Genomic DNA, 23,872 nt, shown 5'->3' with positions numbered 1-23,872 from the left:
TTTATAATTTGTCGTGAGATAGCTGGTAGCAAATGAACCTAGTCGCTACTGACATCATGAGCGATATTCAGCAAGATAATGGATCTGCGATCGCTTTTTTGCTTTCCTTTTTTCTGAAGGCTATTCGGCTTCCTATTCCTCCAGGCAGATATGTTGATTTCCACCTTGACTATTACATACTACATTATGTAGTATAATAAGCCTTGACCTTTGAAATCACACACTGTTGTCGGTGTGCATCATGGCGAATTTGAAAGATTTGGTTAGTTATTTTCGCCCCTATTGGCGATTAAGTATTTTTAGTATTGCTGCGTCTTGTGTTTACGAGTTATTGGATTTAATTGTACCCTATGGGATTGGACAAATTTTAAACGTAATTACCAATCAACCTTTGGATAAACCCTTAGCTGGGTTGATGGGGTTGATTGCTAATGGGTTTGGTGTTGAGGTAAATTTATCTTTGATGATTAGTGTATTGCTGGGGTTAATTTTTTTAGTCACAGTAGTACGCGCACCAACTCAACCTTGGTTGACGGTTTGGTTCCATTGGGATATTGCCTTAAAAGCCAGACGGGATAAGAATCGGGAATCAATCGCTAAAATTTTGACCCTACCCTTAGAATATTACGATGAGAATAACCCTGGACGAATTGCGGGAAGGGTCGCAAGGGGTCTTTCTAACCATACTTGGACCTATCCAGAAATTGCGGGACAGATGATTCCCAAGTTGTTTCGAGTGCTGGGAATTTTTGCCTTTATTGTGTTTGTGGATTGGCGGATTGCGGTTTTATATTTGTTGTCCTTTGTGGTGATTTTGGGTTTAACCCTGGTGAAACTGCGGAAATTAATTTGGCATGAAGAACGGTTAGATAAGTATATGGAGGATACGGAAAGCCGGACTTCGGAAATTATTTCAAATATCAAAACCGTGAAAGCCTTTGCCACGGAAAATAAGGAATTCCAACGTCAAGCTAATCGATTGGAGAGGGAATTAAAGGTTGTTGAACATCGAATTCACCAGGGTTATACGAAACTTTCCACCCTCCAGCGTAGCTTAGTGCAGTTTTGTGTATTTGTTGTTTTTGGGATGACCTTGGCGGCGACTATTAATGGTAGCATTTCCATTGGTCATTTTATTATGACCTATACCTTAGCAAGTATGGCCTTTGCGGAGTTAGAACCGATTGCAACTTTAGCGGAAATTTTTGCCCGACGTTATTCTTCGATGGTGCGTTTCCATGAGTTTTTGCACCAACCGGGGGGAATTGATGCGGGGGAATTATTTGCTGGAGAAAATACCCTGACTAATCCCTACAAATTTACGGGAAAAGTTGAGTTTGAAGGGGTGAGTTTTGGTTATGAAGCGAATCGTCCTGTGCTTGAAGATATTAACTTGCTCATAGAACCCTATCAAACCGTAGCTTTGGTAGGAAGGTCTGGTTCAGGGAAATCAACCCTAGTTAAATTATTACTGCGTTATTTTGAACCCAGTCAAGGACGAATTCTGATTGATGGGGAAGATATTCGCAGTTTGGACGTGGGAAATTACCGACGCAGATTGGCGATTGTTCACCAGGAGGTGGATGTCTTTAACGGTACACTGTTAGATAACCTCAAATATGGAAGACCTGATGCAACAATGGCTCAAGTAGAGACTGCTTGTCGGATGGCTCGACTGGATGAGGTGATTCAAATGTTACCCCAAGGTTACTATACGGTTGTGGGTGAACGGGGGGTAAGATTATCGGGAGGACAAAGACAGCGTTTAGGAATTGCGCGATCGCTGTTGGTTGAACCGGATGTTTTGATTTTTGATGAAGCTACTTCTAGCTTGGATTATGAGTCGGAACGTTCGATTCAGTTAGCAATGCGGGAATTGCAAGGTACTCGAACTACGATTATTATTGCCCACCGTTTGAGTACAGTGCGGGAAGCTGACAAAATAGTTGTGTTGGATCGGGGTAAGATTCTGGAGGTGGGTAGTCACGAAGAGTTGCTATCCCACGGAGGAATTTACCACCGTTTACACGCTCTACAGGAATCGGGAGATTTGGGATAGGTTTTATTCGGCATTGCTGAATAGAAATTATGAATTGAAAATTTGACAAATGTAGAGACGTGGTAATGAATGCTGCGTCTCTACTTGGTCGATAACGGTTGATTGTTAACAGTCAACAACAGATAAATTTAGTTAGGCAATTTGTTATGTATGCAGAACTAACATATTATGTGGCTTGCAGTGTTGATGGATTTATTGCTCACACCGATGGTTCACATGATGGCTTTTCCCAAGATGGTGAATATTTTGCCGATTTATTTGCCTCTTTTCCGGAGACTGTTCCATCTCACCTTCGTGGTGTCATGGGAATCAACTCCGAGAACAAGTGGTTTGATACTGTTTTTATGGGACGGAAAACCTATGAAATCGGTTTGAAAGAGGGTGTGACCAGTCCCTATTCCCACATGAAACAGTATGTTTTCTCACGGACTTTACGAAAAAGTCCAGACGAAAATGTTCAACTTGTTTCTGAAAATGCTGTTGAACTGGTGACAGCGCTCAAAAATCAGAATGGTAAGGGTATTTGGTTATGTGGTGGTGCAAGTTTAGCCACAACACTGTTTAAAAATAGCTTAGTTGATCAACTCATTTTGAAGATAAATCCGTTTTTGATGGGTTCAGGTATTCCGTTATTTTCTGGAGTAATTCGGCAATCGACTTTGGAACTGACTGATAGCAAAATTTATGGAAATGGAGTTGTAATGCTATACTACAAAGTCAGTGCAATTAATGATCAGGTATGAATTAACTGCTGGTATTATTTTCCAACCAATCAACCAAATCAGAAATATCAGAAAAATCTAATAGCGCATCAGTTAACACATCCAACTTATCTCAAGATAAACCCCTAATGCGAACGAGTAATGCAGGTTCTATTTGTCCCAAACGTCGATTAAGCAAACGTATAATTACACGTTCCTCACCCTTCTGCAAAATGTCTTGATAAATGACTGATTCTTGCATAATATCTCGCTTAACAACTAACGAATCAAATCCTTTTCAAATCTCAACCCAGCTAAAATCTCAGTACAAGCTGCCGTATTTTGCCTTGTCTCCCTATCCGCAATTTTAGCGACTTCCTGGGCAACTTGGGATAATAATTCCCGTGGGGAATCCGTTCGACACAAAGGTGCTAGTACCGCGTGGCGTAAATACACCTACCTTTCCCCTCGCTCCCATGCTCCGCGTGGGAGCAGAATCTCCGAGACTTCTGCCTTGTGAATGAAGGCAGAGCCTTCAACTCACTAAGCGACCACGCGGAGCATGGTCACTAGATAAAAAGTTAATACTCGGTTTATTTCAGCCAACCTGTACTAGCGGCAATAAATATGAAAAACATCATACAATTACAATCAATTACAATAAATTGATGATTTTTAAAGATAAGAATATTTAGATTATTTATATGGGGTGGCAGAGTTATCAATTGTTGCCTAGGGCTAATCGATGGTGATGAGTTGAGGTAATACCAATTTGAAAAAAGAATGCGACAGGTAAATTCTGTAGAGACGTAGCAGTGCTACGTCTCATATCTTTTATAAATTTTTTCGTCAGCCTCTTGCTGATTTGCCATGAGTGATTTGGGTATGATGAAGTTTTAGATAGGGTTTGGTGCGTTAAGAACTTCTTTCTCACGCACCCTCAATTAATACTCCTAAATCACTGTATTTTTTATCCCAATTTGGATTTAACAAACTTTTCTAGTCGATCCATACCCTTTTCAATGGTTTCCATATCTGTAGCGTAGGAAAGACGAATATTGTTATCCGCACCAAAGGCGATACCGGGAATTACAGCTACTTGCTGCTCTTCCAATAGGGCATTACAAAAATCCAGGGATTTCAATCCCGTTTGACCGATATCGGGAAACAAATAAAATGCACCATCAGGTCGGGGACAGGTTAAACCGGGGATAGCATTTAAACGCGCATACATCACTTCCCGACGTTTAGCAAAGGCTTGACGCATGGTTTCCACACAATCCTGGGAACCAGTTAAAGCTGCGATCGCACCATATTGGGCAAAGGTACACACATTTGATGTACTATGGCTTTGGATGGTAATTGTGGCCTTAATCAACTCAACTGGTCCTGCTAAATAACCAATTCGCCACCCGGTCATGGCATATCCTTTGGCAAAGCCGTTACTCACAATGGTGCGTTCTAATATTTCTTTCCCCAGGGAACCAATACTCAGGTGTGTGGCTCCATCGTAAAGAATTTTTTCATAGATTTCGTCGGCAACGACAAAAATATCTGCTTTGACAATCACCTGGGCTAAAGCTTTGATTTCCTCTGGGGTATAAACCATCCCGGTGGGGTTGGAAGGGGAATTAAGGATAAATAGTTTGGTTTTGGGGGTGATAGCTTGCTGAAGTTGTTCTGGGGTAATTTTATAGCCATTCTCCACTGTTGCTTCAATAATTACCGATTTTCCCCCAGCCAAAGTCACCATTTCCGGATAGCTTAACCAATAGGGTGCTGGAATAATTACCTCATCCCCAGGTTCAATCAAGGCAACCATCAAATTATACAGAGATTGCTTACCCCCATTGGTAACAATTACCTGCTCCGGACGATAATCCAAATTATTTTCCCGTTGTAACTTAGCCGCGATCGCTTCCCGTAAGGCTGGTTCCCCTGCTGCTGGCCCATACTTAGTTTTACCATCTTCTAAGGCCTTGATGGCAGCAACTTTGATATGATGGGGAGTATCAAAATCCGGTTCCCCCGTACTAAAACTACAAACATCTATTCCTTCCCCCTTCATCGCCTTTGCTTTTGCGGCGATCGCTAGGGTCATCGAAGGAGTCACCTGACTTACTCTTGCTGCCAATTTCATAAAATCCTGTTCCAATCTCCCGTTTGCGCTTCCGGAAAGTATTTAGCTAGCAGTTAACAGTCAACCTTGGTCTGTTCCTTGACTGTCTTCAAATTCTGCCTATTCCAGCATATCCCATTGCTCCCCCAGATGATGGCGTATCGCCCTGTCTAACTGTCCCATACCCGTTAAAATATGAAAGACTACTTTATAAATCTTCATTAAGTACATCTGTGGTTACTCCAGCGATATCCCTCTCTGCGTCCATCGAAACCCAAACTTGGACATGGCAAAATTACAAAATTCAATACACTGTCCAGGGTCAAGGTCAACCATTAGTATTAATTCATGGATTTGGTGCATCCATTGGACATTGGCGTAAAAATATACCTGCCCTTGCCACCTCTGGCTATCGAGTATTTGCCTTAGATTTATTGGGTTTTGGCGGTTCCGATAAAGCAGCGATCGCCTACAGTATAGATATCTGGGTTGAGCTAATAAAAGACTTTTGGCAAGAACATATCCAACAACCCAGCGTATTTATCGGCAATTCCATCGGTGCTTTAATTGCCCTGACCATTGCCAGCCGTCACCGGGAAATTACTCAAGGAGCAGTATTAATTAATTCTGCGGGTGGATTAAGTCATCGTCCCCACGAATTAAACCCAGTGTTACGGTTTGTCATGGCTAGTTTTAGTCGTTTAGTTAGCCATCCCCTCACAGGTACAATCGTTTTTAATAGTATTCGTCGCAAATCCCAGATTCGGCGTACCCTTTACCAAGTTTATCGTCGTCGCGAAGCCGTCACCGAAGAACTGGTGGAAATGTTATACGCACCCTCCTGTGAACCCGGAGCGCAACAGGTATTTGCAGCAATTTTGACCGCACCCCCCGGTGATAGTCCGGAGGAATTATTACCCACAGTCACCGTACCCCTACTGGTCATTTGGGGTGCAGACGACCCCTGGACACCGATTACAGGTGCAAAAATTTATGAGCAAGCACGTGCGGAAGGTAAGGATATTGAGATTATTCCGATTGAAAATGCTGGTCATTGTCCCCATGATGAGGTTCCAGAAGTAGTTAACGCGGAAATTATTAACTGGTTACAGGTAAAAGTAAGGGTGTAATCTGAGAGGGTGTTTTCAAAGTCGATTTTAATACTTGAATTATCGTTTTTGGGAATGGGAAAAGACGCGACATGTCGCGTCTGTACCCTTGAAGTGGTCTTTAGTATTAAAATTACTGGGGTCGTTTAATTTTTTTGACACTTCGCTGGGGTGTGACACGTGAGCGAAGGACTTGTCATGGTTGTATGCGTAATTTTACTTATTCATGATTATTATCTCACGGAATTTATTTAAAAGACAGTTCTAATCATCACCACCATCAAGTTCTTCGCTAAATTCCATTCCACCATCAATCGCACCAAAATCGGAACCATCTTGATCGGTCACTATTTTGCCATCAAAAAACTCTGCTAGCTTTTTGGCTGCATTTAATATTGCTTCTACTTCTACACTAGAGACAGGGGAAGAAATTACTGGATTTTTTGGTGTTTCCTGAATTTCAACTGGTGGATTATGGGGTTGTTTATTTCCCGCTTCGATTTTTGATGGAATGGGTGTTTGTGTAGGTGGGGAAACTCCTGGTTCTGTAGGTCTGGGTGATTGATAATTATTGGTTTGAACTGGTTGGTTGGGATAATTTGGAACTTGAGGATTTGGTGTGGGATGGGTTGGGGATGAATGATTTTGAACTTGATGGGTTTGGGGGGAATGCTTTTGAACCTGCGGATGATTAACAAAACTATGGGTGGGTAATTTAACAGTAGTAGTGCTACTTTGGGGAGAAGAAATATTTTTCGGTAAAGATTGATAGCTTTGACTACGATTTTCAGTTGCTAAATGGTTGGTAGAATGAAAATTATTGGCGCTTTCTAAAGAAACATGAATATGTCGATTCAAAACCGCACTAAAAGCACTAGTAATCACAGGTAAATCTTCTTGCACCCGTTTGTACCAAGCACTTTTAATCGCAACTCTAGCCGAACTATCATCCATATACACAACTTGACACATTTGTCTGAGCAATTCTCGTCGAGAAATTGGCACAATCTGCATTAATACCTGTTGCCATATTTGCCCATAGTCGTAGACAGGTGCAACCGATTCCTCCATTACAGGTTGTTCAACTGGTTGAACTGGTGGGGTAATTGTTTGGGGGGTAGGTTCTACTGTTGGTGGGGAAGTGGGAACTGGTGGAGGTGGTGTCGGTGATGATTGGGGGGGATGAACTGCTGGGGGAGGTGGTGGAGTTGGTGCTTGCTCAATGGGTGGGGGAGAAAAACTAGCTTTACTAACTGGTGGGGAAGGATTAGTAACGACAGTTGTATTTGTCACAGTCGCAGAAGGTAATAAACCGAGTAAAGTCACCTCTAACCATAAACGGGGTTGGGTGCTGTTTTTGAGTTGAACCTCGGCACTACGTAAGTGCTGCTGTCCGTGTAGTAGGTCTGAAACCTGAAAATTTTGACCATAGTTAACCATCGCCGACCAAGTTTCCTCAGTACAGGCAGCTAAATCTGGTCGATTAGGGGCTGTTTTGGCAATCAGTAAATCCCGATAAAAACCAGCTAAACTCTGTAAAATAATTAACGGTTCCCGTCCCCGATCTAAAATGGCCCGCACCGACTCAATTGTCACCTGGGGATTATCAGTTGCGATCGCATCTACTAAATTTAATAAATCCCGTTCGCTGACGGTTCCGACTAAATTCCAGACACTTTCGGGAACAATTTCCCCCGACAACAAACTTAACTGGTCTAACAAACTCTCCGCATCCCGCAAACCACCCTGGGATAATTGAGCTACTAAGCGAATTGCATCCTCGCGAATGGGAATATTTTCGTTAATCGCAATCTGCCTTAAATGGGCAATCATTGCCTCTAGGGGAATACGTCGATAATCGAACCGTTGACAACGGGAAATAATTGTTGGTAATACCCGTTGTGGATCGGTGGTCGCGAGGACAAAGACAACATGCTTCGGTGGTTCTTCTAGGGTTTTAAGTAGCGCATTGAACGCCGCCGTACTGAGCATGTGACACTCATCAATCACATATACCTTATACCGACACTGGACAGGAGCAAATTGCGCTCTCTCGATAATTTCCCGAATATTATCTACTCCCGTGTTACTCGCTGCGTCAATTTCAATCACATCAACGGCATAACCCTTACTAATTCCTTGACAAGCATCACAAACCCCACAGGGTTCAGCAGTCGGAACCGGACTACTCAAACAATTAAGGGATTTCGCTAAAATTCGCGCACTCGAAGTTTTGCCAGTCCCACGAGGACCTGTAAACAGGTAGGCAGTGGCAATTTTTGCCGACCGAATTGCATTGGTGAGGGTAGTAGCGATCGCTTCTTGTCCCACGAGTTCAGCAAAGGTTTTTGGGCGATACTTGTGGTGCAGAGGTTCGTAAGACATGTCGGGTGGCAAGAATTACACCTAGGAAAGTGTCGGGAGTAGTGGAAGGTCTAAAATCGGGTCAAAAGCGCTGATTTTGGGGAATTCGTAATTTGTAATAGCCTACGGCAACGCTTCGCGTACGTGATTTGTAATTTGTAATCTGGAATACACGTTATGCGGGAAGCAAGCTACGTAATTTGGAATTTGTAATAACCTGCGGCAACGCTTCGCGTCCGTAATTACGAATTATCAATTACGAATTATTAATTATTTCAGAATTTTTTCTGTCTAAAATACCATTTTAGATTTAAATGCCAGCGAAACAATACAGATGTATTTAAATTTAACTCTAGCCTAACCCAGCGTACATAACCATACCACATCTAGCCGACTTGATTTCTTCGCTTCACTCACTAATTGCCAAGGGGGGACGGTGTTGAATCCAGGGGTTGACTTTTTCCAGTTGAGCAGCTAACCGAATTAGGGTCAATTCATCGGCTGGTTTACCTATTAACTGCACGCTCATGGGTAAACCTTGAGCATCAAAGCCCACGGGAAGGGCGATAACAGGCTGTCCTGTGGCATTAAAGGGTGGACAGGGAGCAACCCAATGGGCAATATGATCGAAGGTGTCTTCCGGACTCAAATGGGACCACTCACCGACCCGGATGGGTCTATGTAAATAAACTGGTAAAACTAATACATCAAAATTATCGAAATAGGCAACTATTTTCCGTGATGCTATTTGCATATTTAATACAGCTTGCAAGTATTCTCCCCCTGATATCTGCTTTGACAACAGCCAACGATTGAGGGGTTGGAGAGCCTCCAGGGGAAATCCGGAAGCGGCTACTCCAGTACTCCAAACGGTTTTAAAAGGCTCAATCAGGTCGCTGAAATCTAGACTCGTTGCTTCCAGGTCATGACCTAAATCCTGTAAATGCTGGACGGTTTTGAGGACAGCCTCCCTACAGGTGGTATCGGCAGAACCCATTGGTAAAATTTCCGTGGCGAACCCAATCCGTAATTTGGCTGATTCCTGCTGACTAGCAGCCAAAAAAGATACTTGTGGGTCAGGCAACCAATAGGGGTCGCCAGTGACATAGCCAGACATAACATCCAACAGCGCTGCGGCATCGGCAACAGTACGGGCAATCGGTCCGTTGATGGCAATACCACTAACGCGATCGCCTGCGGGAGCATGGGAAACCCGACCCCGTGATGGTTTGATTCCCACCAATCCGCAACAGGCAACAGGTCCACGAATCGAACCACCCCCATCGGAACCTTGAGCGATCGCGCACAAACCCGCAGCCACCGCACTCGCTGCACCCCCACTCGATCCCCCTGGTGTATATTCCAAGTTCCAGGGATTCCGTGTTGGTGGAAAGGGTATGGTTTCCGTGTAAGGGAAAGAACCTAATTCGGATGTAGCAGTTTTACCCAGTAGCGTAAATCCAGCCTGACGAATCTTGGTGACAATTATATCTTCATAGTCGGGGATATAATTGAGGGCAGCTACAGTCCCAAAAGTACATCTGACCCCCTTAACTGGATTTAAATCTTTGATTGAAATCGGCACACCAAAAAAGGCTGGTAGATCCGTACTTGTCACCAGCATCTCCGTTTTTGCCTTTGCATCCTCTAATGCCAACTCACCTGTGACCGTAAAATAGCTACCCAATTGGGGGTTTAAACGCTCAATCCGTTCCAAATAAACTTCAGTTAACTCCAATGGGGAAACCTGTTTGCAGCGAATCAACTCGGCTTGTTGCAACGCTGGGGTAAACGCTAAATCAACTACATCCATTGTCTAAAAGTCACCGTGAGACTAGTTTGTGTATGAGACAACTATTTTAGTCTAGAATTCGGTGACTGAGGGGAAAGGTTGGAGATAGGAGACGGAAAATGGGGAATGGTTAATAATACTAAAATATCTGGAAATTATGATCCAAATCTTCTATTTCTCAATACGGTTCGGTTAATGATTTTTCATGGCGATTTCGGGAGAGACGCGATATATCGCGTCTCTACAATTATTAATTATTTCGGGTTTACGAATTTTCTGGTCCGAACCGTATTGTCCTATCTCCTGTATCCTGTCTCCTCCCATTCTCACCTCAAAACTTTGTACAACAGTTTCGGGATTTCCGAGGGACTTTGGACGACGGGAATACCAGCTTCACTAAGGGCAATTTGTTTACCTTTGGCACTACCAAAATCCGGGTTTCTACCTACTACAGATGCTAGGGTTCCGGTTGTGCGTCCGTGTTTTGCTGGGGGTGCATTAATTCCAGCGATATAGGCAAAAACCGGTTTGTCAATGGCTTCGGTGATATAGCGTGCTGCGGCTTCTTCGCTTCCTCCCCCTGGTTGTCCGACTAAGACAATCGCTTCCGTGTCTTCGTCTTCATCGAGAATTTGTAACCATTGGATAAAGGAGGAACCAACTATTGCGTCACTACCAATACTAACACTGATTGATTGACCAATCCCTGCATCACTCAAAACACGGGCAATTTCGTAGGTGAGGGTGGTACTACGACTGAGAATTCCAATTTTACCGGGTTGATAAAATTCGCTGGGTTGGATTCCCAATAAAATTTTCCCCGGAACAATAATACCAGGACTATTTGGACCGACGATCAAAGTTTCATGTGCTTCGGCAATGCGTAATAACTTCACCATATCCAGGGGAGGAACCCCAGGAGAAATAATAATTATCTGTCTGATATTTGCTGCGATCGCTTCTAAGGCTGCATCCAAAACTTGATAGGGATGAACACTAATAATTGTCGTGTCAATAGAGCCGTATTCCTCGACAATTTCTTCTACAAGGTCAAATATCGGTAGGTCGTATATTTTTTGTCCCCCACACCCAGGATTGACTCCAGCAATCAAATTTGTGCCGTAGGCTTTCATTTGCGTGACATGGGTCGCAGAAATAAATTCGCTAAATCCTTGGATAATAACTTTACTATTTGGCGTTAAATTCATAAAAAAGCCAGGTAGTTATTTTGCACTATCAGTTCTAGCCATTGGCAATAATGATTCTCCCATTGTAGTTAAACCAGTTTTCCTGGTGACGATGGCAGACTCAAAATCATCACTATATCAAGAAAGTTTGATGCAAAAATGATGGTATTGGGAACACTTTAATATTATTAACTTTTTCACAGCAAATTTGGTTAGTAGATTTGGGAGTAGGGAGTAGAGAGTAGTAAATAAGTTAAACTCACATAAATCACATAACAACTCGATTTGCTGTTGACGACTATCGGTTAACGGTTGATGGCTGAGGGATGGCAGTTAACTGTCATCCATCAAAAGTAGTGAATATATAACTTAAATGCGCAACAGCTTATTATCTACCCAACGAAGTGTAGTGGATTACGAAATACAACCACAATGTAACCAATCATTCGGCGTACAGACGCGATATATCGCGTCTCTCCCTATTCCCTGTACAGACGACCCGACGGGTCGTCTCTACTCCCGATTCCCTACTCCCTCCCCAACAGAGATAGTTGACTGGGTTTTGGTAAAGTTAACTGCTTCTGTAACAGCAGTGTCTAAATTGTCGGCAATGGTGATGGGTAAATTTTTGCTGATTTGCAAAGCTTTCAAATCCGCTTTTGCTGGCTCAAAATCTGTACCTGCAAGTCTAATGACTAATTGGGGTATTTGTAATCCATTGCGATCGCCATTCACCCCCAATCTGTTGCTTCCTGGAGTAGTTGATCCCGTCGGAGACTGTTGCAGGTAGCAGTTTTCAATCACCTCCACAAACTCACTCACCTGGGGTATTGTACCAATCAGATTAATTAAAATCACCTTGATCGTGCGATCGCGGGCTAATATCTGTAACGCTTTTTCCAATCGACTGCGGAATGTTGTCGGTGAGGTGTCGATGGGGGAAGCATGGCGTAAATTTAGACACATACCCGGTTTTCCACCAGCATAGACAACCAAATCCATCGTCGTCAGAACCGACCCCACACCATTACCTAAAATACCAATCTTACCAGTAACACTCGACCCATTGACATCGACGATATTACCATTCTCTGCTTCCGCACTGTAGCGTCGAGAGATTTTCGTCGCCAACTTGGCAATATCTGGATGACGGGCGATCGCTCGGTCATTGACACGCACACTACCATTTAAAGCCATCACCTGTCCAGCACGATTAATCGCTAAAGGATTAATTTCCACTAAATCCAGGTCTTTCTCAATAAATAGCTGGTACATTTTCTCGATCACAGTACTAATCGACTGCATCAGCGAACCCTTCAACCCCATTTTTAAGGCTAACCGTCGCGCATAAAAAGGGGAAAACTCCTGCTCCACAACCACATGGTGCATTTTTTCGCTATCGAGTTCCCAATCAATATCCGCTTGTACAGAACCCAGCAAAATCGGACGACATACCACCGTGTCCAACACAACCGCTAAATAATACTCCCGTTCCACATTGTATTTAGCCTCCGCTAATAACAACTCTGGAAATTCCCCACCAATCGACAAATTAAAAATATTCTGAGCAGCTGCGATCGCATCAATCGTCGTCTCTACAAATCGCACCCCCCCCGCTTTTAACCGCGAATCCCCATGAACCTGCGACTTCAACACCACAGGATAGGGTATCTTTAAACGCTTTAAATCAGTCGGATGTTCAATCCGTTGTGATGGCAGTACAGGAATACCTATTTCCCCGAACCATTCCTTAACTTGGTACTCTAATAAATCCATTGATAGCACCTACATAGCACCGAATATGACCAAGGGTTTAACATTTTGCCCAAAAAACATCTAAAGTGCTGACCCACCCATGTTTTGGCATTTACTAATTCCAGATACACTAGCGATAAAACTAGTAATAAAAACCTATTTTACTGAATTTAATTTTATCTAATTTTCTCTTCCAGCCAACCATATTTAGTCATTTAGATTTTTCTATTGCAGAAACAAAAAACACACCACCTTGATTTCCGTGAAAATGCCAGCATGAAAAAACACAGTTCAAAAATAGAGATAGTTACAACTGATACAGTTTCATCCCCAAGATTTCAGTAAATAGCTTTCATGAAAGTTATTTTCATATCCAAGCATTTAATTAATCATATTATTTTAAGTTTGTAGTGAAGACTTTAGTCCTCAAAGTAATACCATCCCACTCAAATTTTGAAACATTTTCTTCCCCTGCTCCTGAAAGCTCCCTGTCAGGTATCAACTACAAAAAAACCAGAATTTTTGTGATACTTGCATAAGTTCTAAATAAAAAATTGAGTAGAAACGAGAATCTGCTGCAATCAGATAACTCGAAACTACTCAATATGACTTAAATTAGCAAATTTGAAAGTAAGAGGCTTAAATAATTTTAGATTTTAGATTTATCTCATAAGTCAGTTTTGTTTGGCAATTTTCTGGACTTGTTAAAATCGGACTTCTCACCTAACGCAAAATCTAGATTTTGTTTATATCTCCCCATTGAAGATAATCAATCTACCTTATAAGTCCATCTCAGAAGTCGTGTTTTATCTTTGACAAAAACCCGACTTCTCATCCCATGCACCTAATTAGCAGAAACTCTCTTCCGCTTACCAGCAGCAACAACGCCACCAATCGCTAACGCACCAAGGCTAAATACAGTACCAGGTTCAGGAACTTTAGTTAATTGCAAATTCACCCCGTCACCAGTTCTGGGAAATGTAGAAGTTTTCGGAGAACCGAGTTGGACTTTAAAGGATTTAACGTTTGTTAAAGTAACTGTCTGTAAATTTCCATTATCACCAGGAGTTGTCAAAATATTGCTCAAATTTCCATTCAAATTAGAAATTAAAGTACCAGGGTCTTCCACATCGAAAAAGGTTAATTCCAATTTATCAATTACACTCTGAAATACGAACTCAAATAAACCAACCTCTAACCGTCCATTTTCCACTGGTCTACCACTTCTATTCACAGCCATTGGACGGAACCATTTTTGACCAAGAGCGGGATTAGTTCCTTCATCTTCAGCTAAGAATTTAACCCCAAAACCATTGACCGTGAATTCCTGTGGAGTAGAACGGTCGTCAACGAATAATAAACTTTTACCGTATTTAGTTCCATCCGCAGCAGAAAATCCGAAGCTTTCAACGGTATAGCCAACAGGATGTAAAGACGTTGTATGAATACAATTTAAGCTAGAACGACATCCAAGACCTAATAAGCTGACCTCACCTTCTTGATTAGGAACTAAAGATGCTGCACTTGCAACAGATGCACTGGAGATAATACCGAAACCGATGGTGGAAGCTGTCAGTAATTTTAAGGCTGCTGTTAACTTTTTCATTTTTTTCCCTCAGTAATTTCTTAGTTATCCAGAGAAGCTATCAATACTTCTTCAGTGTTTCTCGAAAGCGTTTCTCTGTGTTTTTTCTTAAGCATGTACCTATACTATTTCCCCATCTGGAAGAATGTCATCATCTCCACTGAAGGTTCATGACAACTTGATACCAGTGTTAATTTCGTTTTAATTACCGATAGCAATCCGGAAAAAAATCACAGATTTTGAGTACGTGCGGATATCTTTTTTAACGTGGTAAAGTTCTAAATTACGGAGAAAAATAAATATTTTTAAATGACTTTTTAAGTTCTTAACTAAAAAAACAGGCTTTTTGATGAAGAAAGCATTTTGTGAAATTAGCTACGTATTTATATGTAATCGCTGAAACCATCACTAATCAATAGATACAAGAGTTTGGGAAATGGAAAAACCGAGATAAAATAGGAACCAGTACACAAAAAACCTCCACATAGTTAGTGGAAGTTTATAGTCTGGTTGAAAGGACGATATCTTCTCCCATTCCATTTGAATGATTCAGCTATATTAAATTAGGATTTGCGGAAAAAGTATTTTAGTGAGGGTAGGGAACAGGGATTAGGGAATAGTTTTAATCACGTATCCCCCTTTTGCTAGGTGACAAAATGACAAATGCCAGGTTTTTAAGTCTTTATATACCTATCTGTTTGCACTTTTTGGGACCAAAATACCCTCTAATTCTTGCAATATAAAAGTCTTATTATTTTTCAACAAGCCCTAAATACTCAATACTCCCTGATTCCAACCCTCATTTTTGGATTAGTCGAGTATTTTTGCATTTTGAGCAAGGTAGTGATAAGCCTTGAGTAATGGGTTGATTTTCCTACAACTCCCTACTCGCTGAAAGTTTGAGAAGTCTGTGAGAAATCCGGAGTTAGTTCAGATTGGCAAATAGGGATCTCAATCATAAATTTAGTTCCTTCTCCCGGTGTGGAATCACACCATATCATGCCCTTATGTTTTTCAGTCACAATTTGATAACTAATCGATAATCCTAAGCCTGTACCTTTGCCGACAGGTTTAGTAGTGAAGAAGGGATCAAACAGACGCGATCGCACTTTTTCTGAGATTCCTGGTCCATTGTCAGCAATCGTAATTTGTACTCGATTCTCAGCTTTCACTTGAGTCGAAATCCAAATCTTGCTGGTTTGTGCAGGTTTTTCATCTTTTATTCGTTCTTGAACAACTTCATCCAGTGCATCGATCGCATTCGCGATTAAGTTCATAAATACCTGGTTAAGTTGTCCCGGATAGCACTCTACCGGAGGCAATTGAGCATATTCTTTAATGACCTCGATTGCCGGAGATTCTGGCTTTGGTTTGAGGCGATGTTGTAAAATTAGTAATGTGTTATCGATACCCTCATGCAAATCAACCGCTTTGAACTCAGATTCATCTAACCGGGAGAAGTTGCGTAGCGACAGTACAATTTGCCGAATCCGATTAGTACCCACCTTCATGGACTGGAGCAATTTTACTAAGTCCTCAAACAAGAAGTCCAGTTCTACCTCATCTAGGGTTGTCTGGAGCGTCTGGGGTGGATTTGGGTAGTGGGTTGCATAGGCTTGCACTACTCTCATCAAGTCCTTGGTGTAGTTATCGACGTGAGCGATATTGCCATGAATAAAGTTAACCGGATTGTTAATCTCGTGAGCAACACCAGCAACCAATTGTCCCAGACTCGACATTTTTTCGGTTTGGACTAATTGCATTTGCATTGTCTGAAGCTGAGTTAAGGTTTGTTGGAGTTCTTCAGATTTCTGCTCTTTTTCATTTAGCAAGATTCTAACTCGTTGAATCAAATTATTCAGTGCTACTGCTAAAATTCCTGTTTCATCTTTAGTTAAGACTGGAGCTTGTAGGTCAAAATTGGCGGTCTCCGTAGCTTCCTTCGCAACGCTGGTAACGGCTTGTAATGGCTTGGCAATACTGCTTGCAATGCGTAACCCAATCAACAGAGCGAAGACGATACAGCCCAGACTGGTAATCACAATTGTAATCGCTGTCGGTTGGGCTTTGGCGATCGCTTCATTGTACAGCGATGACCACTCCACAATCACAGCACCACTAATTGTGTTTGCATTAGTCTTTATCGGAATCACAATGAGTTTGATCCCTTGAGGATAATCAACGCTTTTTTCCAGAAAAGTCCTGGTTTTACCATCTTGCATCGTCAGTCGAACTTCATCCCCCTTATCATGCTCAAATATGCTGCCTATATTTTGGGGGACGGCATCTGCTAAAATTCGCTTTTGACGATCGACCACGACAATATCGCGCTTTTGCTGTTCACGTAGCAAGTTTGCATACTTTTGCAATCCGGCAGTTTTTTTGCTGGAAATAGATTTTTGCTCATTCCCAAAATACTGGATAATCGAGGCTGCTAGTACACCAGCAACATGTTCTGCTTCAGCAACCGCTAAGGTTTCAGCAATTTTGTAGTTTTGGGCGATCGCGACAGTTCCCACTGCTCCAGTTAACAAGGAAACGCCAATAAAGCTTCCCATCAGCTTATGAGAAATTTTCATGAGGATTTTGACTTGTCTCAGGTTTTCATAGACATACCTGCTGATTAAAAATGGCATGACTACATCAGTTACCTAGTATTCCCAAAAACCTACGGAAAACTCATTTTTATATCTTCAACAGATAGGCATAACTACAGATTAGGTATAACAAGAATTAAAGCCATACTCCCTATTTTCAACCCTCCCCTCACCTCCATTACCTCTGGATAAATAATAAAGATTTTCAATAATTTTCATACTTGTCCTTGCCATAAAAATTCTCAATCGCTTACCCCGTCAGGTCTTATCAATTAATCACCACCATGATCGTCCGCGTAAATTCCGGCTTGACTTATACTAATGGTTAAGGGAAACTTACATAAGGTGGACGTAAAGACTAGAATAAACAATAATTTTTGTAAAGATTATGAGATTTATATTTTGATAAGTGGAAGATTAGTTAACAGAACCACTAGTTTTGTTACTCAAGATTCAATTCCCCGTATCAAAAAATAAAGCTTCTAATTTTTGCTCCGTAGGCGTATTTAGCTAAATTATTTGTGGTTGGCAACAAATGGAAACACTGGAGTTTATTATCTATCCGGATGGTCGAGTACAAGAAAAAGTCACGGGAATTATCGGCGCTTCGTGTGCGGAGGTAACTGCTGCAATTGAGGCGCAACTGGGGCATGTACTTAATCAGGAGCCGACTTCAGAATATTTTGCTACTCAGGTACAACATACCTCCGGTAGCGTAAATGCGCAGACGAGTCATAGCGATTGGTAATTTTTCACACAATTTTTCACTCGATTCACAGATAAACCATGTCACATTTTAGCCAAATAAAAACTCAGATTCGTAATTTGGATTCACTCCAAGAAGCACTAACCGATTTAGGGATTGATTGGAAGTCGGGTTCGCGTCCAGTCCGTGGTTATCGGGGACAAACCCATGAAGCAGAAGTGACCATTGAGCAAGAAAACGGTTACGATATCGGCTTTAGATGGAACGGTCAGGAATACGAATTGGTAGCTGATCTCCAGTATTGGCAGCAGGATTTGTCGGTAGATGGGTTTTTACGTCAAGTGACACAGCGTTATGCCTATCGTACCGTAATGAAAGAAACAGCCCGTGTTGGCTTTCAGGTTGCGGAAGAGCAACAAAATCCAGATGGATCGATTCGCCTTGTAGTTCAACGCTGGAGTGCCTAATGTCTGGGTTTATGTCGTCCCCGGATGCTGCGGACGACCGATCCGGATTTGAGCCGGAACTGGGTGGAATTCTGCGGGAAGTACCGGAACGTTCGGGATTAGAACCGGAGTTAGGGGGTATCCTGCGACAAAAAGGTGTGTATGTTGATGAAGTCACCTGTATCGGTTGCAAACACTGTGCCCATGTTGCCCGCAATACCTTCTACATCGAACCGGATTATGGGCGATCGCGCGTTCTTCGTCAAGACGGAGATTCCGAGGAGGTCATCCAAGAAGCAATTGATACCTGTCCAGTTGATTGCATCCACTGGGTTGATTACACCGAACTCAAGCGTCTAGAAGAAGAGCGAAGATATCAGGTGATTCCCGTTGCAGGCTATCCGGTTGAGGGTGCGGTAGTCGCAGCCGAGAAGCGTCGAAAAAAGCAAAAATTGCAGAAGAAAAAGACTCGAAATCCAGAGAAATTCGATTATTGAAAATCACCGAAAAACATACAGGGCTATATTTTTAGCCCTGTATTTCTTTTATGTTACTTTAGCTTAACATCTAGGTGGGCATAGCACTGCTTTTTCTTGAGAAGCATCTAATATAGCTATCCTACTCCCCACTCACTACTCACCACTCCCCCCTGACAAAGCTAGCAAGCAGCAGCAGGATAAATACTAACCTTCTTACGACTTTTACCCTTACGTTCAAAAGTCACCACGCCATCAATCAGGGCAAACAAAGTATCATCCTTCCCAATACCCACATTGTTACCGGGATGGAACTTAGTTCCCCGTTGACGCACAATAATGTTACCCGCACGCACAACTTCACCACCATAGCGCTTTACACCTAAACGCTGGGCATTAGAATCACGTCCGTTGCGAGTACTACCAGTACCTTTCTTATGAGCCATAATATCCTCGTCAATGCTTATTTACCTGTTATGAATATATCTTCTTAACTAATCTTAACTGAGTCGAAGTTAGTCAAAATTAGTCGGAAATTAGTTGAAAACCTATGATTCAGCCGCAACAGTTTCCTCAGTAGATTCCACAACTGGTTCGCTACTGCTGGAAGCTTCGGCAATTACTGTTCCATTCACAGTAATCGAATTAATCATTAGACGGGTAATTTCCTGGCGATGTCCGCGTTTTTTCCGGGTTTTTTTCTTGGGCTTCATTTTATACACCAAGACTTTCCGTCCGCGCAACTGACTCATGACAGTCCCTTGTACCGTTGCACCAGCTACTAATGGCTGACCAACGGTAATTTCACCATTGTGATTGACAAGTAAAACGGAATCTATTGTTACTTCTTCTTCGGGTTGATTGGCTAGCAATTCAATGTCATAGAAACGACCAGGTTCGACACGAAGTTGCTTTCCACCAGTTTCAATAATTGCGTAAGTCATGGAAATTGTCCTAAAGGTTGCCGTACAGGTAGTTGGCAATATCAACTGCAAATTTCAGATAGTTCTGACTCAAGTTGACTGACCAACATTTTACATGTCCACCTGTTCCGAGCCGGAATGAGACAGACAATTTACTATACTAAAATTATTGTCGCTCCCATGTCAATTGAAAAAATGTGGATTTTTTTGATCAACTTGGACGGAATTCCCAGGCTTGTTGCTGTAGTCAATCTTGACACAGAACAGCACCAATAGCATCCGGGTGAAGTTTCGGCTTTATCCGGTTTTTTTCTGTACTTCCCACACTGATATATTTTCCCGTGGGTTTGTTGATAGTCCACAGGTGAAAGTTAATCTGTAAAAATTGTCGTTGAGATCAGGGAGTACAGACGGGATATATCGCGTCTGTCTTTGAGACGAATGAACGGTTGTGTTACGGTTTTATGTTTAATTACACCTACCTACTTATCTATCTCAAATAAAAAGCTCTGTTGATGAAGGTGGAAAATATTACAAGAGGAGTTTACTAGCTGCTACTAGTAGGCTATCTTTCTAAGACACGCAGGAGGTATTCAGGGGAAGAGAAAACCCGTTTCCAAAAGTAACTGTGTGCGTATACAGGTTTGCTATCAGCAGTACATCAGGGCTAAATTTAGATAAATTTTATTGGCAGAGAAAGGAAATCAGAACCAGCAGAATAATTGTGTATGAATACACTTTGTCTGAACGATTAATTAAGCATAAACGGGGTAGAATGTATCGAAAATACGATTTTTACTCTACTGTATCCCCCTAAACATTATAAATAAATAATGAATTGATGACCAATTTGCCTCAACAGCCAAAATGTGTGATGTATTATATTGTTGATAGCAAATTCCTGGTTTCCATTAGCCTAAATGTACTGCTGATACCAAAACCAATTAAAGTACTTTTCCCTGACTTGAAAATGTAGACACGTAGCGGATCGACCGAAGGGTATCGGGAGTAGGGAAAAACTACTTTCATCCTTTTTGGTTAAAGCGATACATGTATTCTACTCCCTAATCTTTATTTTCAAGGAGTTAATTTTATTTATGTTAAAAGGATTAAACGTATTTTTATTGCTAGCCCTTGATTTTTGTCCTTAATGAAGCCAGCTATTAGACCCTAATTAGACTCTAAATGGACTTTCTGCTACGGGTTGACAATACCCACATTTCTCATAAGGGAGTGGTAAGCCTTGAGTAATGGGTTGATTTTCCTACTACTCCCTACTCCCCGCTCCCTACTCACTGAAAGTTTTAGGAGTTTGTGAGAAATCCGGGAATAGTTATTCCCCATTCCAAAGCTTACTGAGGTTCTAATTTGACTCTCAACTCGAACCTGATTATAGCTTACAAATGCTTGCTGTATGTAGCCAAATTATTAAATAAATTTTGCATAAAGGTGACTTTTCTCCTGATACAAATAGGCTGACAGTGCATGATTTAAGCAAGATTATCAACACAGTGAAAATGACTCAAACAAATATCTGGGAACAAGCAAAGACAGGTGATACGGTGGCGATTGAAACTATTCTGAATGAGTTGTTACATAGCCAAAGTGTCACTGTTAAGGTAGGATTAAAGCATAATTGCTTATATATTGTTCTAGCTGCTGCATCTGTTCCCAAGCAAGAAGAGTTAATTAAATTAATTCGTCAGCAAATTGTTGATTTATCTATTGAGAAGATTCAACATGTCAAGATTTATGCGGCTATCTGGGGTCAGGAAGGTAAAGCATGGCATGATGAGTTTAGTTTAAATAATTTAAACAGTGATATCACTGTAGAAGTTCAGGAAAGCAATATTCATCATCCAGAAATTCTCAAATCTCCCAGTTCAAATTATTTGCATGATTGTCCATCTTCCCAGCAAGAATTCGATATTGAAATGGATGTTTGGGAAGGAGAGACAAGAGTAACACCAGCACAGAACGAGAAGTGGGTTGATGATTTTTCAGTAGACACTCCCATTGATTCAATATGGGATGATGATGTGAAATTAGAAACTTTTTTACAAGTTGGTTCCTGTGTTTTGCAGTTAGACTCTCCCCAGGGATTATTGGTGGAGACTAGGGAAGCAAGTAAAAATATTAGCGAAGTAAAATTTCAGCCTCGTTCTATTGTGGTTCAATCCTCACCCTTGGCTTTACTTTATCTGATTGGAAGGGTTGATGATTTGAAGCAAGGGATAGGGGGATTACAAGCGGGTCAATCCCTGGAATTTTTTGGGGATTCCGGTTTGGGGAAAACTGCAATTATTCGTCATTTAAGTTATTGTCTGGATTTGCATACTCTTGGTAAAGATGGAGTATTTAGCTTTTATAAACGTTATCAACCTGGGGAGGATATTTTACAGGCAATTTTTGATCTGTTTTATGAAACGAAGTTAAATTATAAGCCGACTCCAACAGAAATCCTTACTGCTTTAGCTGACAAAGAAGTGGTAATGATTATTGATGGTAATCAACAGATTTATTCCGAAATTGATGATTTCCAGCGTCAACTTCCCCATTCTCGATTGATATTAGCTTCTGGAAATCAGCGTTTGCATGGTAATGCTGTCAGCATCGAATTAAGGGAATTATCATTATCGGAAGTGCGCACTTTTGTCACACAGGAGTTGCAGCGAAACTTAAGCACTCAAGAAGCCATTGCCTTAGAAAAGTTAATTAATCCGTCTCCAGAATCAGGATTGTGTCCAATCACTCGTAATCCTTGGCTAATTAAACTTCTTACCTGGTTAGTTGATCATCATGATTACAGTTTTGCAAAACTACAAACCCAACTATCATTATCTCCACAACATCCAGACATTAACCTAGTACAGATAGCTCTCCAACAGTTAACTCCCCAGGAATATCGAATTGTCGAAGTGTTAGCAGCAATGAGGGGAGTAGGGATACTGACCCCGCAAATCCAAGGTCTAACAGGAATCAAAGATACAGAAAAATACTTGGGTAGATTGGTGACATCATGCTTAGTCCAAAATGAGAGCGATCGCTATCGTGTTTCCAGTTATTTCGCCAATCTCATCCATCAGATTGAAAGCTCCAAACCAATAGAAGAAAAATGTTTAGAAGCCGTCCGTGTCAAGTCTTTGAACTTCTTTTGTGATTGGATCAAAAGGTACAAGACCCTACCGGATTTAATCATTTCTGAAATCGATGCCATCATGGAACTGTTGACTTGGGGAATAAACCGTTGCAAATGGCAAGAAGTATTAAATATGACGTTACTTTTGGAGCCAAGTCTGATTAGGACAAAACAATGGGGATTATGGAGAATTATTTTAGATTATACAATTGAAGCAGCTCGACATCTTAAAGATCAAAAAACTTTGGCTTTGGCTCTACATCAACAAGGAACAAGATACCTCTGTTTAGGGAAATACCAGTCAGCACAAACCTGTCTCCAGCAAGCCTTAGAAATCCGTCAAAGCATCCAAGATACTGGGGGAGTTGCAGCTACCCGTGTAAATTTAAACCAAATTCCCGTCACAGAAACCGCCATCTCAACCTCAAAAACGGAAATAACAACAAAAACAGTCGTAAATCAAATTCAAAATCACCCCAACCCCTATTTAAGTTTACCAATGTGGCTATTGCGTGGGGGATTTTTGGGAGTATCGGGGTTAATTGGATACCTCGCTTGGTCAAACCTGACCCAAATGGAGATAACCAAAGAAGTGAAACCATCCCCTCCAGGAGTTTTATCTCCCCAAAGTCAGCCATTACAAACCCATAAGTCCCAACTAAGTCTGAGTCGGAAACAAATCGACTTTGGAACAGTAACAATGGAGGATGAACAACCCGAACAAAATTTAACCATTTGGAATCATGGTTCCTCACCGATTCGGATTGGCAAAATTGAAAAAACAGCTAAAAACAGTGATTTTGAATTGAATTTGCAGTCATGTACCAATATTGTCCCCACCAACGGACGTTGTAATATTAGTAACCCAAGTTGCTAGTTATCGGACTCCAGGGTGCGAAGCACCCGGAGTCACG

16 protein-coding genes and 1 pseudogene are annotated in these 23,872 nt (G+C 41.6%); 7 read left to right on the top strand and 10 right to left on the bottom strand.

Features of this window, described 5'->3' with window-relative positions:
• Positions 1 to 241: 241 nt before the first annotated feature.
• On the top strand, positions 242 to 2,059 hold the full coding sequence (locus CDC37_RS10575; protein ID WP_096621818.1) for an ABC transporter ATP-binding protein: 1,818 nt from the start codon (positions 242 to 244) through the stop codon (positions 2,057 to 2,059).
• A gap of 146 nt (positions 2,060 to 2,205) precedes the next feature.
• Positions 2,206 to 2,802, top strand: coding sequence for a dihydrofolate reductase family protein (locus CDC37_RS10570; RefSeq protein WP_096621817.1), 597 nt, complete (start codon positions 2,206 to 2,208; stop codon positions 2,800 to 2,802).
• A gap of 1 nt (position 2,803) precedes the next feature.
• On the opposite strand, the pseudogene CDC37_RS10565 reads toward CDC37_RS10570, so the two are convergent.
• A pseudogene (locus CDC37_RS10565) lies at positions 2,804 to 3,195 on the bottom strand (DUF4351 domain-containing protein); the annotation flags it as partial.
• Positions 3,196 to 3,730: 535 nt separating this feature from the next.
• Positions 3,731 to 4,900, bottom strand: a complete 1,170-nt coding sequence (locus CDC37_RS10560; protein WP_096621815.1) for a pyridoxal phosphate-dependent aminotransferase — start codon at positions 4,898 to 4,900, stop codon at positions 3,731 to 3,733.
• A gap of 212 nt (positions 4,901 to 5,112) precedes the next feature.
• On the opposite strand from CDC37_RS10560, the gene CDC37_RS10555 reads away from it, so the two are divergent.
• Positions 5,113 to 6,009, top strand: a complete 897-nt coding sequence (locus CDC37_RS10555) for an alpha/beta fold hydrolase (protein WP_096621814.1) — start codon at positions 5,113 to 5,115, stop codon at positions 6,007 to 6,009.
• Positions 6,010 to 6,252: 243 nt separating this feature from the next.
• On the opposite strand, the gene CDC37_RS10550 is transcribed toward CDC37_RS10555, so the two are convergent.
• From CDC37_RS10550 to CDC37_RS10525, 6 genes are all read right to left on the bottom strand, one after another.
• Positions 6,253 to 8,373 carry a DNA polymerase III subunit gamma/tau gene (locus tag CDC37_RS10550; protein WP_096621813.1) on the bottom strand — a complete coding sequence of 707 codons (2,121 nt, stop codon included), beginning with the start codon at positions 8,371 to 8,373 and terminating at the stop codon, positions 6,253 to 6,255.
• 388 nt (positions 8,374 to 8,761) lie between these two features.
• Entirely contained in the window at positions 8,762 to 10,165 is a 1,404-nt protein-coding gene (locus tag CDC37_RS10545) for an amidase (protein ID WP_096621811.1), read from the bottom strand.
• A 305-nt stretch (positions 10,166 to 10,470) separates the two neighbouring features.
• Positions 10,471 to 11,352: a succinate--CoA ligase subunit alpha gene (locus CDC37_RS10540; protein ID WP_096621809.1), complete on the bottom strand. Its 882-nt coding sequence runs from the start codon at positions 11,350 to 11,352 to the stop codon at positions 10,471 to 10,473.
• A gap of 492 nt (positions 11,353 to 11,844) precedes the next feature.
• The gene (locus CDC37_RS10535) at positions 11,845 to 13,107 is read right to left on the bottom strand and encodes an ATP-grasp domain-containing protein (RefSeq protein WP_096621808.1); all 1,263 of its coding nucleotides are present in this window, start codon (positions 13,105 to 13,107) and stop codon (positions 11,845 to 11,847) included.
• Between the two features lie 823 nt (positions 13,108 to 13,930).
• The gene (locus CDC37_RS10530) at positions 13,931 to 14,692 is read right to left on the bottom strand and encodes an LEVG family PEP-CTERM protein (protein ID WP_096621806.1); all 762 of its coding nucleotides are present in this window, start codon (positions 14,690 to 14,692) and stop codon (positions 13,931 to 13,933) included.
• An 863-nt stretch (positions 14,693 to 15,555) separates the two neighbouring features.
• Entirely contained in the window at positions 15,556 to 17,250 is a 1,695-nt protein-coding gene (locus CDC37_RS10525) for a sensor histidine kinase (RefSeq protein WP_172892776.1), read from the bottom strand.
• Positions 17,251 to 17,803: 553 nt separating this feature from the next.
• On the opposite strand from CDC37_RS10525, the gene CDC37_RS10520 reads away from it, so the two are divergent.
• Genes CDC37_RS10520 through CDC37_RS10510 form a run of 3 tightly spaced genes read left to right on the top strand, consistent with a single transcriptional unit; the run spans position 17,804 to position 18,917 of the window.
• Complete coding sequence (locus CDC37_RS10520) at positions 17,804 to 18,016, top strand: DUF2997 domain-containing protein (RefSeq protein WP_096621803.1); 213 nt, start codon at positions 17,804 to 17,806, stop codon at positions 18,014 to 18,016.
• Between the two features lie 38 nt (positions 18,017 to 18,054).
• Positions 18,055 to 18,441, top strand: coding sequence for a DUF1257 domain-containing protein (locus tag CDC37_RS10515; RefSeq protein WP_096621801.1), 387 nt, complete (start codon positions 18,055 to 18,057; stop codon positions 18,439 to 18,441).
• Positions 18,441 to 18,917, top strand: coding sequence for a ferredoxin (locus CDC37_RS10510; protein WP_096621799.1), 477 nt, complete (start codon positions 18,441 to 18,443; stop codon positions 18,915 to 18,917). Before CDC37_RS10515 ends, CDC37_RS10510 begins: the two co-directional genes overlap by 1 nt.
• A gap of 161 nt (positions 18,918 to 19,078) precedes the next feature.
• On the opposite strand, the gene rpmA is transcribed toward CDC37_RS10510, so the two are convergent.
• Positions 19,079 to 19,342: a 50S ribosomal protein L27 gene (rpmA, locus tag CDC37_RS10505; RefSeq protein ID WP_096621798.1), complete on the bottom strand. Its 264-nt coding sequence runs from the start codon at positions 19,340 to 19,342 to the stop codon at positions 19,079 to 19,081.
• 102 nt (positions 19,343 to 19,444) lie between these two features.
• Positions 19,445 to 19,840 carry a 50S ribosomal protein L21 gene (gene rplU / locus CDC37_RS10500; protein ID WP_096621796.1) on the bottom strand — a complete coding sequence of 132 codons (396 nt, stop codon included), beginning with the start codon at positions 19,838 to 19,840 and terminating at the stop codon, positions 19,445 to 19,447.
• Between the two features lie 1,496 nt (positions 19,841 to 21,336).
• Between rplU and CDC37_RS10495 the strand changes: the two genes are divergently transcribed.
• The gene (locus CDC37_RS10495; protein WP_096621794.1) at positions 21,337 to 23,835 is read left to right on the top strand and encodes a tetratricopeptide repeat protein; all 2,499 of its coding nucleotides are present in this window, start codon (positions 21,337 to 21,339) and stop codon (positions 23,833 to 23,835) included.
• The last annotated feature ends 37 nt before the right edge of the window (positions 23,836 to 23,872 follow it).

The organism is Calothrix sp. NIES-3974 (genome assembly GCF_002368395.1).
In the GTDB taxonomy this organism is placed as follows: Bacteria; Cyanobacteriota; Cyanobacteriia; order Cyanobacteriales; family Nostocaceae; genus NIES-3974.
Note: the sequence above shows the minus strand (reverse complement) of the source record. Positions and strands in the feature narration are given on the sequence as shown.

Coding starts and splice junctions, on each gene's coding strand:
- CDC37_RS10575 (WP_096621818.1), top strand. CDS start 242: ATGGCGAATTTGAAAGATTTGGTTAGTTATTTTCGCCCCTATTGGCGA.
- CDC37_RS10570 (WP_096621817.1), top strand. CDS start 2,206: ATGTATGCAGAACTAACATATTATGTGGCTTGCAGTGTTGATGGATTT.
- CDC37_RS10560 (WP_096621815.1), bottom strand. CDS start 4,900: ATGAAATTGGCAGCAAGAGTAAGTCAGGTGACTCCTTCGATGACCCTA.
- CDC37_RS10550 (WP_096621813.1), bottom strand. CDS start 8,373: ATGTCTTACGAACCTCTGCACCACAAGTATCGCCCAAAAACCTTTGCT.
- CDC37_RS10545 (WP_096621811.1), bottom strand. CDS start 10,165: ATGGATGTAGTTGATTTAGCGTTTACCCCAGCGTTGCAACAAGCCGAG.
- CDC37_RS10540 (WP_096621809.1), bottom strand. CDS start 11,352: ATGAATTTAACGCCAAATAGTAAAGTTATTATCCAAGGATTTAGCGAA.
- CDC37_RS10535 (WP_096621808.1), bottom strand. CDS start 13,107: ATGGATTTATTAGAGTACCAAGTTAAGGAATGGTTCGGGGAAATAGGT.
- CDC37_RS10530 (WP_096621806.1), bottom strand. CDS start 14,692: ATGAAAAAGTTAACAGCAGCCTTAAAATTACTGACAGCTTCCACCATC.
- CDC37_RS10525 (WP_172892776.1), bottom strand. CDS start 17,250: ATGAAAATTTCTCATAAGCTGATGGGAAGCTTTATTGGCGTTTCCTTG.
- CDC37_RS10520 (WP_096621803.1), top strand. CDS start 17,804: ATGGAAACACTGGAGTTTATTATCTATCCGGATGGTCGAGTACAAGAA.
- CDC37_RS10515 (WP_096621801.1), top strand. CDS start 18,055: ATGTCACATTTTAGCCAAATAAAAACTCAGATTCGTAATTTGGATTCA.
- CDC37_RS10510 (WP_096621799.1), top strand. CDS start 18,441: ATGTCTGGGTTTATGTCGTCCCCGGATGCTGCGGACGACCGATCCGGA.
- rpmA (WP_096621798.1), bottom strand. CDS start 19,342: ATGGCTCATAAGAAAGGTACTGGTAGTACTCGCAACGGACGTGATTCT.
- rplU (WP_096621796.1), bottom strand. CDS start 19,840: ATGACTTACGCAATTATTGAAACTGGTGGAAAGCAACTTCGTGTCGAA.
- CDC37_RS10495 (WP_096621794.1), top strand. CDS start 21,337: ATGACTCAAACAAATATCTGGGAACAAGCAAAGACAGGTGATACGGTG.